Raw genomic sequence first — 18,303 nt, 5'->3', positions numbered from 1 at the left:
GTTTCGTGATTGATTTTGCAGCAGACTGTTTGGTATTTAGGTAATGCAGAGCCTATGTAATGTAGTTATTCCCCATAAATAGGCGATAACGTAGTTAGCGTTAAAAATCACTGTCAATTTACATTTTTAAGAATAAAAACAAGCCACCAGCAAAGCAATGTTCTACGCATTTTAAAAAGGCTTTAACGCCTTGTATTGTCATAATCTTTGATAGAAAAAAAAGCCAATTTGGTATAAACTGCGCGCAATTTAAATACATCATTACTCCTTGGAGGGTAGCGCTATTATTAGTACAGCTAATGTCACCATGCAATTTGGTGCTAAACCATTATTTGAAAATATCTCAGCAAAATTTGGCGACGGAAACCGTTACGGTTTGATCGGTGCAAATGGTTGTGGTAAATCAACATTTATGAAGATTTTAAGTGGTGAGCTTGAAGCTTCTGCAGGTAATGTAAGTACTGATCCAAATGAACGCGTTGCTAAGCTAAACCAAGACCAGTTTGCCTACGAAGAATACTCTGTTATCGACACTGTGATTATGGGTCATAAAGAGTTATGGCAAATTAAACAAGAACGTGACCGTATTTATAGTTTGCCAGAAATGAGCGAAGAAGACGGCATGAAAGTGGCCGATCTTGAAACTGAGTTTGCTGAAATGGATGGTTATTCTGCAGAATCTAAAGCGGGGGAACTATTATTAGGCGTAGGCATTGGTACTGAACAGCATTATGGACCGATGTCAGAAATTGCACCAGGTTTCAAGCTTCGAGTGTTGCTTGCGCAAGTGTTGTTTTCAAATCCAGACATAATGCTTCTTGATGAACCAACTAATAACTTGGATATTTATACCATCAAGTGGCTAGAAGACGTGTTGAATCAACGCAACTGTACCATGATCATTATCTCGCATGACCGTCACTTTTTAAACTCTGTGTGCACCCACATGGCTGATATCGACTACGGCGAGCTGCGTATTTACCCAGGTAACTACGACGAGTACATGTTTGCAGCAACACAAGCACGCGAGCAGCTACTGAGCGAAAATGCCAAAAAGAAAAACCAAATTGCTGGGCTCCAACAGTTTGTTTCTCGTTTCTCTGCTAACGCATCGAAAGCTAAGCAAGCAACATCACGTGCTAAACGTATCGACAAAATTCAGTTAGACGAAGTTAAAGCATCATCACGTCAAACACCGTTTATCCGTTTTGATCAAGAAAAACAGTTATTCCGTAACGCACTCGAAATGACAAACTTAACGCAAGGTTTTGACGACAATACATTGTTCTCTAATCTTGAAGGTTTAGTTGAAGTTGGCGAACGTATTGCTATTATTGGTGAGAATGGTGTGGGTAAAACAACATTGCTTAACACGTTAGCAGGGCGCTTAGCACTAAAAGCCGGAGAGTTTAAGTTTTCTGAAAATGCCAACATTGGTTACTACGCGCAAGATCACGCTGACGAATTTGCAACCGACATGAACTTGTTTCAGTGGATGGAGCAATGGCAACAAGAAGGCGACGACGAGCAAGTGGTTCGTAGCTTCTTAGGCCGTATGTTGTTTTCGCAAAACGATATTAAAAAATCAGTTAAAGTAATTTCAGGTGGTGAGCAAGGCCGCATGCTGTTTGGTAAAATTATGATGCATAAACCAAACATATTGCTAATGGATGAGCCAACCAACCACATGGATATGGAGTCTATTGAAGCGCTTAACTTAGCCCTTGAAGCTTACGAGGGTACATTGATGTTTGTTTCCCACGACCGTCAATTTGTATCATCGGTAGCTACCCGCATTTGGGAAATTAAAGACGGTAAAGTTATCGACTTTAGAGGCAACTACGCAGAATACCTAGCGAGTAAAGACGCTTAATTAGCTATTTACCCGTTAATTCTAAAAAGCCATGTTTAAACATGGCTTTTTTTGTTTTTGTGAGTCGCAATTAATATGGCTTTGGGTATAATACCCGCCTAAAACCGGACATAAGTCCGCTATTTTTTAAAATACATTACTGAGGAGTATTTATGACTGTTGGCATTATTATGGGTTCTAAATCAGATTGGCCAACCATGGAACATGCAGCCCTTATGCTAGAACACTTTGGCATTAAGTACGAAACAAAAGTCGTGTCTGCACACCGCACTCCTCAACTTCTAGCCGACTACGCAAGCTCAGCCGCAGAACGTGGTATTAAAGTGATTATAGCGGGCGCTGGCGGCGCAGCGCATTTACCGGGTATGGCAGCAGCATTCACATCGCTTCCTGTACTGGGCGTGCCGGTAAAATCAAAAGCATTAAATGGTGTTGATTCACTTTTATCTATTTGCCAAATGCCTAAAGGCGTTGCTGTAGGCACACTTGCTATTGGCGAGCCTGGCGCTGCAAATGCAGGTTTATTAGCGGCACAAATTTTAGGATGTCAAAATCCAGAAATTTTTGCAAAAATTGAAGCGTTTCGTAAACAACAAACCGACACTATATTAGCTAATCCAAACCCTGCAGAGTAATAATGAATATTTTAATATTAGGTGCAGGGCAACTTGCGCGTATGATGAGCCTTGCCGGCGCACCGCTAAATTTAAACGTAGTGGCGTACGATGTAGCCAGCAAGCAAATTAAGCACCCGTTAACAGGCGAGGTTTATGCCACGTCGCTTGAGCAAGCAATATTAAACGCTGATGCAATAACGGCAGAGTTTGAGCATATTCCTGATGACGTACTAACACTTTGCTGTAACAGCAATAAGTTTTACCCAGGTAAAGCCGCGATTAAAACCGGTGGCGATCGCTCGCTTGAAAAAGCATTACTTGATAAAACAGGTGTTGCGTGTGCACCGTATCAATTAATTACCGAAAAAGCACATCTTGAACACGCTGCTAAAACTCTAGGTAAGCCACTGGTTATTAAAACATGCCAAGCAGGTTACGATGGTAAAGGGCAATGGCGTTTAAAATCGGATGCTCAAATAGAGCAAATTTGGTCTGAAATGGCTGATTTTATTGCATCGGGTACTGAGCTTTCGCCGCACACTATTATTGCTGAAAAAATGATCCCATTTGATCGCGAAGTGTCGATTATTGGTGCGCGCGATAAACACGGTAATGTGGCTATTTATCCGCTAACCGAGAATGAGCACACTAATGGTGTGTTAACGCTCTCGATTGCCGGTAAAAATAACCAAAACCTTGAAACGCAGGCAAACGATGCATTTACAAAAATAGCAAACGAGCTTAACTACGTTGGTGTATTGGCTATAGAGTTTTTTGATGTACAAGGCACGTTACTTGTTAACGAAATTGCCCCACGTGTTCATAACTCCGGTCATTGGACACAACAAGGTTGCCATTGCTCGCAGTTTGAAAACCATATGCGCGCCGTTGCAGGTTTACCTCTAGGTAACACCGAGCTTAAACAAATCACCGCAATGATAAATGTTTTAGGCCAAGCAAGTATTCCATTTGATGTTCTAAAAGTCTCTGATGTTACAAGCCATTGGTACGGTAAAACTGCAAAGCAAGGACGTAAAATGGGTCACATAAATGTATCTGCTCAAAGTATGAATGATCTTGCAGATAAGTTGGGTGAGCTTAGCGATTATTTACCAGAGCAAGAGTATCCTGGCATTTTAAAAGCTGCCGCACAGTTAATCTTGAACTAAACGTTATACCAATTGCATGAAATTAGTATTATGCACAACTTAAAAATGCTGAGCTTGCTCGGCATTTTTAAAATTTAAAAAAGCACAAATTCCTTCGTTTATGAAATAATAGCTAAGACCATTATTTTATAAGTGAAATCACGACATGAAAATCAAAGCAATTTATAGCGCACTGCTTGTTGCAGCTACTTTTAGTACACATTCTTTTGCTGCAGACACCTTACGCGTGGCGACTTTTAATGTGAGTATGGATGCCACTAATCACACCGCTAAAGATCAGCCAATTAAAAGTGATGCATTAGTCAATGCACTTAAATCAAATAACCAACAGATTAAAAACATCGCTGAAATTATTCAACGTGTTCGCCCTGATATTGTTTTGCTTAATGAATTTGATTATATCCCTAAAGAGCAAGGTGTTGAGTATTTCAATAAACATTACCTCAACGTTAGCCAGCAAAAACAAGAGGCAATCAACTATCCTTATTTTTATATAGCGCCAGTAAATACGGGATTAGCCACCGAATTTGATTTAGATAACGATGGCAAAAAAATGCAGTGATGGGGGATGCACAAGGCTTTGGTTTTTTTGAAGGGCATTACGGTATGGCGCTTCTTTCAAAATACCCAATTGATTTTGAAAAAATAAGAACGCTGCAAAACTTTAAATACAAAGATATGCCAAACGCGCAAATGCCGGTTATGCCAAAAACAGCTGAAAACTGGTATAACAAACAAGAATGGCAGGCGCTTAGACTCAGTTCAAAATCGTTTTGGGATTTACCAATCAACGTGAACAATAAGACTGTGCATATATTAGCGTCCCACCCAACACCACCAGTATTTGACGGCGAAGAAGATCGTAATGGTAAACGTAACCATGATGAAATAAGGTTAATTGCCGATTACGTAACAAACGCAAATTACATTTATGACGATAACGGCCAAAAAGGTGGATTAAAAGCACAGTCTCGTTTTGTAATTTTAGGCGATTTAAATGCATCCCCTGAAGGCGATAAAGCACGTGTTATGACAACCGATTTACTTCTTAAAAATTCACTTATTAACGCCAGTTTTGTGCCAAAAAGCGAAGGCTCAAAGGAGCAGTATAAAGAGTCTTATGCACAAAATTACACTGCTAACTGGCAGGCTCGTGTCGATTACGTTCTACCATCAAACTATGGTTTAAGCGTTAAAAGTGGAGGCGTGTTTTGGCCTACTAAAACAAGCGAGCAGTATCGCTTAATTAAAGATAGAAACGCATCGAGCGATCACCGTATGGTGTGGCTCGATTTAATTATTGAATAAGCTTGAGTAAACTGAGCTTTACCCTGTTTAATCGTTATTTATCTTAAAAAATTGCAATAACTTGAGTGCTTCTGCTTAAATACGGCCTAATTATAATAACCGTATAGAAGCACTATGATTTTTAATTTTTCTTCATCTAAAACGTTAGTGGCCTTAGCTGTTGCTTCAAGTATTGTGCTTGCAGGTTGTAGCGCGACGGCTAACACCTCTTCATTACAGCAAAATACGTTAGCAACCAAGGTTGCTGCGGTTGTAAACACACCAGCCGATACAGGCTCGCAAAACATAACGCTAGAGCAAGCAATGGCTCACCCTGATTGGATGGGTAATCAGCCAGAAAACGCGTTTTGGTCAGCCGATTCAACAACCGTTATTTATGCTCAAAAAGAGCAAGGTAGCATACTTAGAGATTTTTATAGCCAAGCAATTACTAGCCAAACAGCACAGCAAGTGGCACTTAATAATCTGCACATGCTAGGCGCTAAAAATGCCGTTTACTCAAAAGATAAATCACTTCAAGCCTATACCTTTAAGGGCAATGTGTTTGTTAAAAACATTAAAACAAACACCATTAAGCAAATTACACAAACGTCAGCAACTGAATCTAAACCACAATTTTTGAATGATGGTGCATTGGCATATCGCCAAGGTAATGTATTTTTTAAAGCCGACTTAGTAACGGGTTTAACCTCTGAACTAGCTAACTTAAAGCTAGTAAACAAACCAGAGGGCGTAACAGAGCCCAGTACTTACATTGCAAAAGAGCAGCATAAACTGATTAAGTTTGTTGCACTTGAGCAAAAAAACAAAAAAGACAAGCAAGCTCGTAATGAATTGTTAAATGAGCAAAATACGTCAATTGCTAATACGGCTTATTATTTAGGTGATGGAAATACCGTTGCTGAAGTGCAGCTTTCACCCAATGGTGATGCGTTATTAGTGGTTGTGCAAAAGCAAACAGGGTGGCGCAGTGATGGCGACATTATGCCAAACTACATCACTGATGATGCGACTATCGACCCTAAAAAAGCGCGCCGTCGTGTAGCTGATGCAAAAGAAGAAACGTCAGAGCTTGTATACATTAATTTAAAAGATAAAAGCCAAAAGTCGCTTTCGTTCGATACATTGCCTGGCTTTGATGAAGACGTTTTAGCCTCAGTTAAAAAAGAAAACTATGCACGGGAAGGCAAAACATACACATCTAAAAAAGCCCCGCGTGGCATAAATCTTATTATGGATTGGGGATTTGAGCAAAGCCCAATCGTGTGGAATGACGACGGCTCACACGTCGCTATTATGCTTGAAGCGTGGGATAACAAAGACCGCTGGCTTGCAACTGTTGATTTTGAAAATAATACATTAGTTTCGCAGCATCGCTTGCATGATGATGCATGGATAGCTTACGCATTTAATGATTTTGGTTGGTTACATAATTCAAACACGCTTTACTACTTATCGGAAGAGTCGGGTTACAGCCAACTTTATAAAAAGCCACTAAATGGTAAAGCAACCGCGCTGACACAAGGCCAATTTGAGGTTTCGAACTTAACGCTTACACGCGACGACAGCGCAATCTATTATAAAGCAAATGTTGAGCATCCGGGCCTGTACGAAATTTATCGCGTTAACCCACAAACGGGTAACAGCGAGCAAATTACCGATTTAAACGGGATGACTGACTACACATTAAGCCCAGATGAAAGCCAGTTACTGCTTAAGCACTCTACGATTACCATGCCTAATGAGCTTTACGTTGCTGATGCTAAAGCAAATACACAAGCAACACGTTTAACGCATACTGTGTCGGATGAATTTTTAGCGAAAAAGCTAACTGCACCCAAAATTGTTGCTGTGCCTTCGAGTCATACTTCACAACCCATATACGCAAAAGTGTACTACCCAGCTGATTATGTAGAGGGCGAAGTCGGTAAAAACCGTAAAGCGGTTATTTTTAACCACGGCGCGGGTTACTTACAAAACTCACACATGGGATTTTCGGTTTATTTTCGTGAGTTTATGTTCCATTCATTACTAGCAGACGAAGGTTATATAGTAATGGATATGGATTACCGCGCATCTAAAGGTTACGGACGTGATTGGCGTACTGCAATTTATCGTCAAATGGGAACTCCCGAAACACAAGACTTGGCTGACGGCGTAAAATGGATGGCGAAAAATGCCAACGTTGATACTAAGGCTGTGGGAACTTATGGTGGCTCATACGGCGGCTTTATGACCTTTATGGCGCTATTTACAGCCCCTGAGTTGTTTCAATCAGGTGCAGCACTGCGACCAGTAACCGATTGGGCACATTACAATACGGGTTACACAGCTAACATTCTAAATCACCCAGATGTTGATCCTATTGCGTATGAGCGCAGCTCACCAATTTACTACGCTGAAGGTTTAAATAAACGCTTATTGATTAATGCGCCAATGGTTGACGATAACGTATTTTTTCAAGATTCAGTGCGTTTAGTACAGCGTTTAATTGAGCTTGAAAAAGAAAACTTTGAAACAGCAATATTTCCTGTTGAACCGCATGGTTTTGTACAGCCTTCAAGCTGGTTAGACGAATACCGCCGTATTTATAAGTTATTTAAAGAAACGCTTTAATCTTTAAAGTATAAAAACAAAAATGCCCCTTTAAATTTTAAAGGGGCATTTTTTATGAACTTCAATTTTTGAATAATTAGCGGCTATCTTTGTTTTTTAGGTATTCACGGATCAGTGGGATGGCAAGCAGAGTCCCGCCAATTACACCAATTAAATGTGCATCAATAGCCACAGTGGAGTTAATTAGTTTTTCTATATCGGTACTTGGGCCACTAAATTGCTCAAACGCTATTTTTATCCATACACCTATAAACAATAAATAACCCGATTTTAGTCCTACAGTTATATCTTTAACTGCCCCCCAAATAATTACACCATGCAGTAGAGCACTTAATCCGGTATAAATATGTATGCTAGGGCAAAACCAATACACGCCGAGTCCACACCACAGTGCTAGCGCACTTGTATTAAAAGCGTAGCGAGTAGGTGATGTGTATTCGCCATGCAGCAACCAAATTAATAAAATACCGCTGGCATTTAATCCCAAGTGTGCCCAGTTAGCATGAACAAACTGGCTGGTAAATATACGCCATAATTCACCTTGGTTGACAAGCTCACGGTTAAATTCTAGTAAATTATTTAAATCAAATGCAGCAAAAATAGCGCTAAAAAGCAGCAAAATTATAGGCGGTAATAAATAACGGGGCTGCAGTGGTAAATTAAGCATTTTATTGTCATTTTTTAGTATAAATTTTTGCATATTGTGCCCGTTTAACTTTAAGATGCCAATTATCTTATCGTCATTAAGTGTTTTTAGACTTTTTATGCATTTTAAACTTAACTCATTATTAGCTATTACGCTGTGTGCAGTAACACTGCCTTCTTTTGCACAGCAAGTAATTGAAACTCGCGAGCCAGAAGCCGCAACAGGGCTTATTCACAAACAAGAGGTGACAGGTAACAAGTATATGCTTGCAGCTGCAAACCCATATGCTTCACGCGCAGGTCAGCAAATTTTAGCGCAAGGCGGCAGTGCCGTAGACGCCGCTATTGCCACGCAGCTTGTACTTACTTTGGTTGAGCCGCAATCATCAGGCATTGGTGGTGGTACATTTATGCTGTACTACAACAAAGCAAACAACAAGCTGACTAGTTTTGATGGCCGTGAAACTGCACCAGCAAACGCAGACGACACTCTGTTTTTAGATAAACATGGCAAAGCGGTAAAATGGATTGAAGCCGTTGTAGGCGGGCGCTCTGTGGGCGTTCCGGGTGTTTTACATGCCTTTGCAAACGCGCATAAGCAATACGGGACACTCCCATGGAGTGAGTTATTTAAACCAGCCATTGAACTAGCTGAGCAAGGCTTTGTTGTATCGCCGCGTTTACACGGCTTATTAGCACGTCAGTTAAACCCAGGCGTAATGAGTATGCCAGTAATAAATGAGTACTTTTACCCTAATGGTAAATTGATTGCAGCGGGTACGCTTAAACAAAACCAACCACTGGCTGATTTATACAAAGACATTGCAAAGCAGGGTATTGATGCATTTTATAAAGGCGATAATGCTAAAAAAATGGTTAAGGCGGTACAAAATTCTTCCATAGCGCCTGGCAAACTTAGTGTACAAGATTTAGCCGCTTACAAAAGCAAAGAGCGCGATGCCGTGTGTATTGAATACCGCGCGTACAATGTATGTTCAATGGCACCACCTAGCAGTGGCGGTGTAGCTGTATTACAAATGCTAGGCTTGCTTGAACATAAAAATATGAGTGCGCTTAAGCCAAATGATGAAAAAGCGATTCATTATTTTACTCAAGCTTCACGCATAGCATTTGCCGATCGCGATATGTATATGGGCGATCCAGATTTCACTCAAGTACCCACTAAAGAATTGCTAGATAAAGACTACATTGCTTCTCGTGCTAAATTAATTACTGATACTGATCAGCCAGCAGTGGCCGGTGATCCAGTCGATTATTTAAGCTATGCAGCGGATGATTCTTACGAGTTGCCCTCTACTTCGCACGTATCGATTGTTGATAGTAAAGGCAATGCAGTGTCGATGACCAGCTCAATAGAAATGGCATTTGGCTCTACGGTTATGGTTAACGGATTTATTTTAAATAACCAACTCACTGACTTTTCACTTTCACCGCGTAAAAATGGCAAGCTTGTAGCAAACCGAGTAGAGGCAGGTAAACGTCCGCGCAGCTCTATGTCACCGGTAATGGTATTTAATAAAGATGGCAGTTTACGTTTAGTGGTAGGTTCACCTGGCGGCAGTCGTATTATAGATTACGTAGCACAAGTAGTTGTAGGTGTTATTGACTGGAATTTATCAGCTCAAGAGGCCATTAATCTACCGCGCACAACAAATCGCAACGATTACACCAGCCTTGAAAAAGGCACAGCCCTTGAAGCCATTGCACCTTTGCTTACTAAGCGCGGTCATAATGTGCGAGTGCTCGATTTAAACTCGGGTTTACATGCCGTTGAAGTTAAAAACAACAAATTATATGGCGGCGCAGATCCTCGCCGTGAAGGGGTCGCGTTATCTGATTTAACTGATAAAAACGCCACTATTAAATTTTAATTTATGTATAATACAAGCACGAGTAAAGCTCGTGTTTGTATATTCTCAATGGTCTGACAAGTTCCATACTCATTGCAATTTTACCTTTAACAATGATAATGGCAGATCATAACTTAAGACTTCGTTAAAGCCTGGAAATATGACAACAAATACTGATCCAAATTACCTTTATATTCATCATGCTGGCCCTGGCCTAATTGAAACACCGCTATTAAATAAAGGCAGTGCCTTTAGTAAAAAAGAACGCGAAAACTTCAACCTTGCTGGCTTGTTACCTCCTCGCTTTGAAACAATAGAAGAGCAAGTAGAGCGTTGTTATCAGCAGTACTCAAGCTTTACCGACAATCTCAATAAGCACATATACTTACGTGCGATTCAAGATAACAACGAAACACTTTACTACCGTTTAGTGCGCGATCATCTTGAAGAAATGATGCCTATTATTTACACCCCTACAGTGGGTGACGCCTGTGAAAAATTCTCAGATATATACCGCAGCGCACGTGGCTTATTTATTTCATATGAAGATCGCTTTCAAATTGATGACATTTTACGCAATGCAACAAAAGGCAAAGTGAAAGTCATTGTTGTTACCGATGGTGAACGTATTTTAGGCCTTGGCGATCAAGGTATTGGCGGCATGGGTATCCCAATCGGCAAATTATCACTTTACACTGCGTGTGGTGGCATTAGTCCGGCGTACACATTACCTGTAATGCTTGATGTGGGTACTAATAACGAAAAACTGTTAAACGACCCAATGTACATGGGCGCACGTCACAAACGTATTGCTCAAGATGAGTACGATGAGTTTTTAGATTTATTTATTAAAGCCGTTAAGCGCCGCTGGCCAAATGTATTACTGCAGTTTGAAGATTTTGCACAGCCAAATGCAATGCCATTACTAAAACGTTATCGCGATGAAATTTGTAGCTTTAATGATGATATTCAAGGAACTGCGGCTGTAACAGTCGGGTCTTTACTTGCGGCATGTCGTGTTAAAAATTCAACGCTAAGCCAACAAAAAGTAGTATTTGTTGGTGCGGGCTCTGCCGGCTGTGGTATTGCTGAGCAAATAATTAGCCAAATGGTGTTTGAAGGCATCACTGAAGCTCAAGCACGTAGCCAAGTATTTATGGTCGACCGCTTTGGTTTATTATCAGAGGGTATGCAAGGTTTACGTGATTTTCAACAAGCACTCGCGCAACCGCAAGGCTCGCTAAATGAGTGGACTTACAGTGGCGAATACGCATCATTACTTGATGTAATGCACTGTGCACAACCAGATATTTTAATTGGTGTTTCAGGCCAACCTGGTTTATTCACTGAACAAGTAATACGCGCAATGCACGCAAATTGTGAGCAGCCAATTATTTTTCCATTAAGTAACCCATCTAAACAGGTAGAAGCTCACCCAGAAGATGTTATTAAATGGACAGACGGTAAAGCACTTGTAGCAACAGGCAGCCCGTTTGCACCGGTTGAATACAACGGCGAAACGTTCCCAATCCCACAATGCAATAACAGTTATATTTTCCCTGGTATTGGTTTAGGCGTTATAGCCGCTAAAGCAACACGTATTACAGATGAAATGCTAAGTGTGTCTAGCGAAATGCTTGCTGAGTCGTCTCCTCGTGCTAATACGGGTGTTGGCAGTTTATTACCAGCGCTAACAGAAATAGAAACATTGAGTAAGCGAATTGCATTTGCCATAGCTAAAAAAGCAATTGAAGAGGGCGTCGCTCTTGAGATTTCTGATGATGCATTATGGGCAGCCATTGATAAAAACTACTGGTTACCTAAATACCGCAACTACAAGCGCAGCAGTATTTAATTGCACCTATACGTAATTTAACGTGCAACTTGTTGTAACGTTAGTTACAACACTTAACAAAAAACAGGCAATTGCCTGTTTTTTTGTGCTTGTTCATCGCTAATTAACCACGTAGGCTCTTTAATAGGATCTACTAAATTAAAGGATCGACTTATGAAAACTCTGACTTTCGTTTTAGGCACCGCGTTGACTTTAAGCGCACTGAGCTTTAACACACTCGCAGCGGCAACTCCCGACGCTCCTCATATTTATGTAAAAGGCGAAGCCACACTTACTACAATGCCAGACTATGTACAAATTAGTGTGGGTATTACCGAAATTGATAAAGACTTAATTGCGGCTAAAAATAAAACTGATTTAACTATGGCTAAGGCCATTAAACTTGTTAAAGAAATGGGGGTTTTGCAGGGCGATATAAACGCGGGGCAAATTTCAATAAACCGCGATAATCAATACAACCGCACAACAGGTAATCAAGACTTTAAAGGGTTTAGAGTTGCCCGTACCTTAACTGTAAAACTTAGCGATATAAATAAATACCCTAAGTTACTACAAAGTTTAGTTAATAATGGGATTAACGAAATTAATCAAACGCAGTTTTTAGCAAGTAATTACAACGAGCTACATAAAAAAGCTCAAAAACTGGCAATAAAAGATGCGCGTGATGCTGCAAAAGAGTTTAGTGAAGATTATGGGGTTGACTTAAAAGGCTTATATTCTGCATCCCTTAGCCCATTGAACGTACAGTCGCAGCCATACATGCGCGCCGAGAAAGTGATGATGGCAGATAGCGCACCAAGTAACTACGTACCGGATGCCTATCATGCGGGAGAAATTAAAGTAACGGCTTCAAGCTACGCTGTGTACTACATAGATTAAATTTACTTTTGGTGGTGCTCAAAACGCGCCACCAATTCTTTACCTTGCTCTTCACTGATACGGGTGATTGCATTTAACATATTAGTAATTTCACGTCTGTCGTACGCATTAGTAACATGCTCATTTATGTCATCCACAATCGCATTTAAGTAATTAAATAGACTATTTCGTGCGTCCGTATATTGGTGCGCTACAAACAAAATATTTTTAAACGCCTCAAGTACATTCGTCATTACGTAGGCGTCGCCCTTTGCATAATTTCTAAGTGGTGTAAAGTTGTCGTGTAGCAGTTCATCAAAACTGGTTTCGTGTGAATACAACAATGGGCCGCTCTCGCTGTGCTTAAATGAGTAATTAATATCGTTAATTGAAAGTCGTTGAATAAGTAAAATACTAAGCATATCAATCGATTTAACCGCAGTACCTGGATCGTTTATACCTGGGCTCATTGCTTTAACTGCAATTTCTGATATTTGCGTTAAACCATAACGATAATGATCACTTATGTACTCTTCAATATAAAAAATAAAGCAGTCTAAAATTTTATTTATAAGTGCTTCGTTGTTTGATATATCTTTATTACACTTTAAAAATGGGTAGCCTTTAACGGTAAAATAGCCTTGGTTAACAGAAATATACACTTTTATATTTTCCTCTGCCAAAATGGCACACAGCTTGTCGGTATGCACGCCTTTATAATACCCCTCGGTTTTACTGCTTATAGATTGCCATTGCTCAAAGTCAGGAAAGTTTTCTACGGGGTTGTCTTGCTGCCTTTGTATAATGGCTTTTATTTCTCTTTTAGTTTGGCTAAACAACCCATTTAACACATTATCAACCTGAATGGCGCGAGAAATTGAATGGATAAAAAATACAAATAACCCTAACGAGATTAAACCAAACACAAGCGCAAATAATACGCCGATTGATGGGATCGCAGTATTGCCACCATCAAGCTTGTTAATATTGATGAGCATAATAATAGAATAAATTATACTGCCTAAATAAAACCCTAATACCATTTGATGTGATTTACGAGTAATAAGGCCAGGTACAACACGGGGCGATAAACTCGCACTGGCCGAGTTTAAAACAACCATAACCATCGAAAAACTAAACACCGTAAGTGAAATAATACTGCCCGCTAAGGTACTTAAAATAGTACGCGCGTTTTCGGCGCTATCAACAAGTATCACAGAGATAAACGACTTTAACTGTTCAACTGGGGCTAAATATTCAACCGACATGGTAATAATAGCAAATACCAAAAAGGCAACAGAAAGAAGTGAAGGGTAAAAGCCAATACTGTTGATCATTTCACGATAACTATTAGCTACTTTGCGAGGTACAAACATAAAATCCTTGTGTATTTTTCTACTTACTTAATACCCTTAGCTTAGCATAGGCATTTAGTAAACTTCTGATAATGCTGCTCAAATTTATATGTTATTATCACGTCCACAATAATAGAGCGCATGCTTATGCGATAAAAATAACAGGAAAACGCCGTGATCATTTCAACTTATGCTGCATTACTTGCATTCTTTTACATTTATTTGAGCTTTAACGTAATAAAAGTGCGCCGCGCAGAACAAATATCGTTAGGTGATAACGGTAATACAACGCTGCAACGTGCTGTGCGTGCCCACGCAAACTTTATGGAATATGTACCACTTGCTTTAATACTGCTTTTTTTAGCAGAGTACCAGGGGCTTGCAAGCCATTACTGCCACATCTTAGGCGGTGCTTTATTGATCGGACGTGTGTTTCAAAATTTAGGTATAGTAGAAAAAAGCCTGAAATATCGCCAAATTGGTACTATTGCAACATTCTTAGTCATAGTTGTTAGCGCCTTTGTATTACTAGTAACACGTGGCTAATTAAAGAAAAGTTAATGAGCAAAATATTTATAATAGGTTTACCGCGTACCGGCACAACCAGTGTGTGCCATGCACTTTTAGAACTTGGCATTACAACCGCGCATACCGCGTATACTCATGCTTGTTTTGAAAATGCCACCGCCATTGCCGACACCCCAATTTTTAATGACTTTAAAACGCTTGATACTCATTATCCTCATTCTAAATTTATCTATTTAGAACGAGAGCTTACAGCCTGGGTTCCTTCAATAAAACAACTTTTAACGCGTATGTACACTAATTTAACCCGTACAGACGGGGGCTTTAATATCCATATAAAACGCTGTTATTTAAATACCTTTAGTGGATTATCACTGCATAACATTAACGACAATAACTATTTAACAAACTGTTACAACACGCACTTTAATAGTGCTCAAACGTATTTTAAAAATCGTCAGCAAGACTTTTTATCTATTGATATAGCAAAGCCACACAGTTACAAACAGCTGTGTAATTTTTTGGCACTTAAAAGTGATAAAACTGATTTTGAAAAAATGAATATGGGCGGTAAAGTCACCGCATGGAACGATATTAAGCACCCATTAAAAGTAGAATCTACGGCCAAAGGGCGCATAGATAAATTACTGCCTTACAAGATTTTTTAAATCAAATACGGTAAAATCGCCGCATTATTATTTAAGTTGTATAGAAGATGTTTGAATTAAAATACCACACACCATTTGCATGGACCGAGGTTGTCCTTGCTGACTTTAATACTTTTTTACAAGATCACGCCGCTGCAGAAAAAAAAGCATCGGGTATGGCGATGTCTATGCTTTCGCATTACCCAGATAAGCGAAAATTGGTAAAAGCCATGACAGATCTAGCACTTGAAGAAATGATTCATTTTAAAGAAGTGCTTAAAATTTTAATGGAGCGCGACGTAAACTTAGGTGACGACAAAAAAGATCCATACATTAAACAAATCCGCGGCTTATTTAGAAACGGTCGTGATGAATTTTTAATGGATAGATTACTCGTTGGTGGTGTAATTGAAGCACGCGGCCATGAACGGTTTTCTTTAGTTGCCCAAGCCTTGCCAGAAGGAAAAGAAAAAGAGTTTTATGCTGCTATTGCTGCCTCAGAAGAAAAGCATAAAAACTTATTTGTCGAACTGGCTTACGAATATTTCGACAAAGAAGACGTTGATATTCGCCTAGAAGAATTACTAGTAGCTGAAGCAAAAATTTGCCAAAGCATTCCATTTACGCCAGCCTTACATTAACTTACTTAACAAGTGCGCTTTTATTTGTGCAACCTAAAACTTATAATAAGTGATACAAACGCCATATTATAGAGACAACTTATTTGCATATGGCGTTGCATTTTGCGAATTATATTTGTAATAGTGTAGATACTTTATTATCTTATTAATAAATATCAATATTTTAAGCAAAAACTTTGGCTTAAAAATTGCTGAAATACTCCTGAAGTTAGACGTTTTATCACTAAGTACTCCTAACTGTGTTGGGGATCTTATTAACTGTTCAGTCGAATATTGGGAGTAAATACTATTTCAGCCATCAAACACTTGCATAAAAAAACCATCAATTCCACGGCTTTAGTGATCCCGCTGATTAGCCCCCCTATAAATAATGTTTTTGAGCTTGTAACAACAACACCTAAAACTAAAAAAACGCCAACTAATATGGTTGATATTGCAACAAAATTTGAACACTCTGTGCAAAAAAAAACTCACAATATACTTTTAGTTGATGACGACCCTTTAGTTGAAATTGTGATTAGAGCCATGCTTGCAGAGCATAATTTTAATATTGATTTTGCGCCAAGTGCTATCGAAGCCATGCTAATGGTTTCCCAAGGCAATTACGATATTATTTTAATGGATATTGTTATGCCTGAGTTTACAGGCACTGATGCCATGCTAAAACTGAAAAAACACATCAACCCAGCTTCAACAAAAATTATTGCGCATACTGCAAATAAAGATGGAGTCAGTGATAGTGAATACCTCAACCTAGGTTTTGATAGCGTTTTATTAAAACCAGTGAAGCAAAGTGTATTAGTCGAAATGGTTAAATCGCTGTTAACATAAAAATAGGGAAGTAGGGCAGTTACCTTTTTAATTAAAAGTCAAATAATTACCTTTACCAGTAAGCTTGCATTAAAAAACAAGTAAAATCCATCGTTTATAAACACCTGTTTATATTTATAAAGTTAAGCTATATAATTTTTTCAAAGCCGTCATATTGTGGGATATTATGGAACCTAGTAATAAATTAAAAATAGAAAGCTTAAATGAAGAATGGCGCGATAAAGACACTGTAATGTTACATGCTTGTTTTCAGTTACTAAAAGACACAGTCGAAAAAGAGAGGCTATTTGAAGTCACTAATTGGGATGTTGATGAAATTACTCGATCTACAAAGCAAGAACTCGAAACTCTTTATCATTGGTGGCTGACATATGAAGAGCCTATAGTGCCAGAGCCTGAAGAGATTAGTGAGCAAAATAAAATGTTGCATCGACTCATAGATATTCGCTGGGCGTTATGGACATAAAAGCTTGTTAAGGATGATTATAATTTAATGCTTATGAGAAAGTGAAAAATGTCTGAACTATTGGTAGTTAATGTTAAGCATATTACAGATCACATACTCGAGATTGAATTTAATGATGGGCATGTTTCGGCCGTTGACTTTGCAGCATTCATTTTTTGTATTGGCCACCCAGATTACGAGCACTATAAAAAAGTAAATCACTTTTTAAAATTTGATATTAAGGATGGAAATTAGCAGTTGGCAAACAATTACCAGAAGGCCTGTTTTTTAATTTTTTACAGAAAGACCATCCACTACTTAATGGTCCGAGGCCAATGACGGCAGAAGATTTAATTTTAAGCTTAGAGCAATTAACTAAGCTAATGACAAACACACATGAAAAAGTATAAATAATGAAAGAATATTTCTTACCTCCAAAAATTTTCAATGAATTACTTTCATATGCTAAAAAAGAAAAATTAATTGAACTAGAAAAAATAATAAATAAACATAACAATGGAACAATATTAGTTGAACCATGGGAAGTCGAAATCTTATTGAATGTAGCAAAGTTATGGCGGCTACAAGCTATATTGAAATATCCATTTTGGGATAGTGAACACCCTAAATTCGATCCAGCCCATGAAGATTTATTTATGGATGAACAAAAAGATAAATGGGGCAAAATAGCAATGACTTTTCCAACATAGTTGGAATTAGATAGGGGCTTAGGTTTATTTTCAGATTGAAAATAAACCATTTCACTTTGTTACTTTACTAAAGCAGTTTATAACGTTAGTTAAGAGGGCCATGATAAACAAAACATGGTTAATCACAGCGGTAGCAGGGGCATTAATAGGGGCCTTTGCGGTGTATTAAGTTAAAAAGCACACCAAAGGGATTTTAGACGATGACTAAAGCAAACCCTTTTTTAGTTGGCTGGGTGGCATCTTTGCCCCCCTCACCACGTACATAGAATATCGCGGTAAAATCAAAAAGGCCGAGCATGACAGAGAGCTGGCCGTCATCACGGGGCAAACAAAACTT

The 18,303-nt window shown here is 39.0% G+C and carries 16 protein-coding genes and 1 pseudogene; 15 read left to right on the top strand and 2 right to left on the bottom strand.

Annotated features, from left to right (window positions below; translation table 11 throughout):
• Positions 1-283 precede the first annotated feature (283 nt).
• From CWB66_RS13545 to CWB66_RS13525, 5 genes and pseudogenes are all read left to right on the top strand, one after another.
• Complete coding sequence (locus tag CWB66_RS13545; RefSeq protein ID WP_138585788.1) at positions 284-1,873, top strand: ABC-F family ATPase; 1,590 nt, start codon at positions 284-286, stop codon at positions 1,871-1,873.
• Positions 1,874-2,025: 152 nt separating this feature from the next.
• On the top strand, positions 2,026-2,508 hold the full coding sequence (gene purE / locus CWB66_RS13540) for a 5-(carboxyamino)imidazole ribonucleotide mutase (RefSeq protein WP_138585785.1): 483 nt from the start codon (positions 2,026-2,028) through the stop codon (positions 2,506-2,508).
• 2 nt (positions 2,509-2,510) lie between these two features.
• Positions 2,511-3,659, top strand: coding sequence for a 5-(carboxyamino)imidazole ribonucleotide synthase (locus CWB66_RS13535; protein ID WP_138585784.1), 1,149 nt, complete (start codon positions 2,511-2,513; stop codon positions 3,657-3,659).
• A 145-nt stretch (positions 3,660-3,804) separates the two neighbouring features.
• Positions 3,805-4,967 (top strand): annotated as a pseudogene (locus CWB66_RS13530) (endonuclease/exonuclease/phosphatase family protein).
• A 114-nt stretch (positions 4,968-5,081) separates the two neighbouring features.
• Entirely contained in the window at positions 5,082-7,583 is a 2,502-nt protein-coding gene (locus tag CWB66_RS13525; protein ID WP_138585783.1) for a prolyl oligopeptidase family serine peptidase, read from the top strand.
• Positions 7,584-7,659: 76 nt separating this feature from the next.
• On the opposite strand, the gene rrtA is transcribed toward CWB66_RS13525, so the two are convergent.
• A complete protein-coding gene (gene rrtA, locus CWB66_RS13520) occupies positions 7,660-8,283 on the bottom strand; it encodes a rhombosortase (RefSeq protein ID WP_252371763.1) in 624 nt (207 codons plus the stop codon).
• Between the two features lie 64 nt (positions 8,284-8,347).
• Here rrtA and ggt point away from each other — a divergent pair, with 64 nt between their 5' ends.
• The 3 genes from ggt (at position 8,348) to CWB66_RS13505 (ending at position 12,833) form a co-directional block, all read left to right on the top strand.
• Positions 8,348-10,120 (top strand): gamma-glutamyltransferase, encoded by a 1,773-nt coding sequence (gene ggt / locus CWB66_RS13515; protein ID WP_138585782.1) that lies wholly within the window; start codon positions 8,348-8,350, stop codon positions 10,118-10,120.
• 139 nt (positions 10,121-10,259) lie between these two features.
• Positions 10,260-11,954: an NAD-dependent malic enzyme gene (locus CWB66_RS13510; protein ID WP_138585781.1), complete on the top strand. Its 1,695-nt coding sequence runs from the start codon at positions 10,260-10,262 to the stop codon at positions 11,952-11,954.
• A gap of 153 nt (positions 11,955-12,107) precedes the next feature.
• The gene (locus CWB66_RS13505) at positions 12,108-12,833 is read left to right on the top strand and encodes an SIMPL domain-containing protein (protein ID WP_138585780.1); all 726 of its coding nucleotides are present in this window, start codon (positions 12,108-12,110) and stop codon (positions 12,831-12,833) included.
• Positions 12,834-12,835: 2 nt separating this feature from the next.
• On the opposite strand, the gene CWB66_RS13500 is transcribed toward CWB66_RS13505, so the two are convergent.
• Positions 12,836-14,188 carry a DUF2254 domain-containing protein gene (locus CWB66_RS13500; protein WP_138585779.1) on the bottom strand — a complete coding sequence of 451 codons (1,353 nt, stop codon included), beginning with the start codon at positions 14,186-14,188 and terminating at the stop codon, positions 12,836-12,838.
• Positions 14,189-14,341: 153 nt separating this feature from the next.
• Between CWB66_RS13500 and CWB66_RS13495 the strand changes: the two genes are divergently transcribed.
• The 7 genes from CWB66_RS13495 (at position 14,342) to CWB66_RS13465 (ending at position 17,966) form a co-directional block, all read left to right on the top strand.
• Positions 14,342-14,713 carry an MAPEG family protein gene (locus CWB66_RS13495; protein ID WP_138585778.1) on the top strand — a complete coding sequence of 124 codons (372 nt, stop codon included), beginning with the start codon at positions 14,342-14,344 and terminating at the stop codon, positions 14,711-14,713.
• A gap of 14 nt (positions 14,714-14,727) precedes the next feature.
• A complete protein-coding gene (locus CWB66_RS13490; protein ID WP_138585777.1) occupies positions 14,728-15,360 on the top strand; it encodes a sulfotransferase in 633 nt (210 codons plus the stop codon).
• 47 nt (positions 15,361-15,407) lie between these two features.
• Entirely contained in the window at positions 15,408-15,980 is a 573-nt protein-coding gene (locus CWB66_RS13485) for a MiaE family protein (RefSeq protein WP_077537896.1), read from the top strand.
• Positions 15,981-16,319: 339 nt separating this feature from the next.
• Positions 16,320-16,811, top strand: a complete 492-nt coding sequence (locus tag CWB66_RS13480) for a response regulator (RefSeq protein WP_252371762.1) — start codon at positions 16,320-16,322, stop codon at positions 16,809-16,811.
• A 166-nt stretch (positions 16,812-16,977) separates the two neighbouring features.
• Entirely contained in the window at positions 16,978-17,277 is a 300-nt protein-coding gene (locus CWB66_RS13475) for a hypothetical protein (RefSeq protein WP_138585776.1), read from the top strand.
• Between the two features lie 48 nt (positions 17,278-17,325).
• Positions 17,326-17,511, top strand: coding sequence for a DUF2442 domain-containing protein (locus CWB66_RS13470; protein WP_138585775.1), 186 nt, complete (start codon positions 17,326-17,328; stop codon positions 17,509-17,511).
• A gap of 158 nt (positions 17,512-17,669) precedes the next feature.
• Complete coding sequence (locus CWB66_RS13465; RefSeq protein WP_138585774.1) at positions 17,670-17,966, top strand: hypothetical protein; 297 nt, start codon at positions 17,670-17,672, stop codon at positions 17,964-17,966.
• Positions 17,967-18,303 lie beyond the last annotated feature (337 nt).

It is taken from the genome of Pseudoalteromonas sp. S558 (genome assembly GCF_005886635.1).
In the GTDB taxonomy this organism is placed as follows: Bacteria; Pseudomonadota; Gammaproteobacteria; order Enterobacterales; family Alteromonadaceae; genus Pseudoalteromonas; species Pseudoalteromonas aliena.
This window is presented reverse-complemented; position numbering and strand designations above follow the sequence as displayed.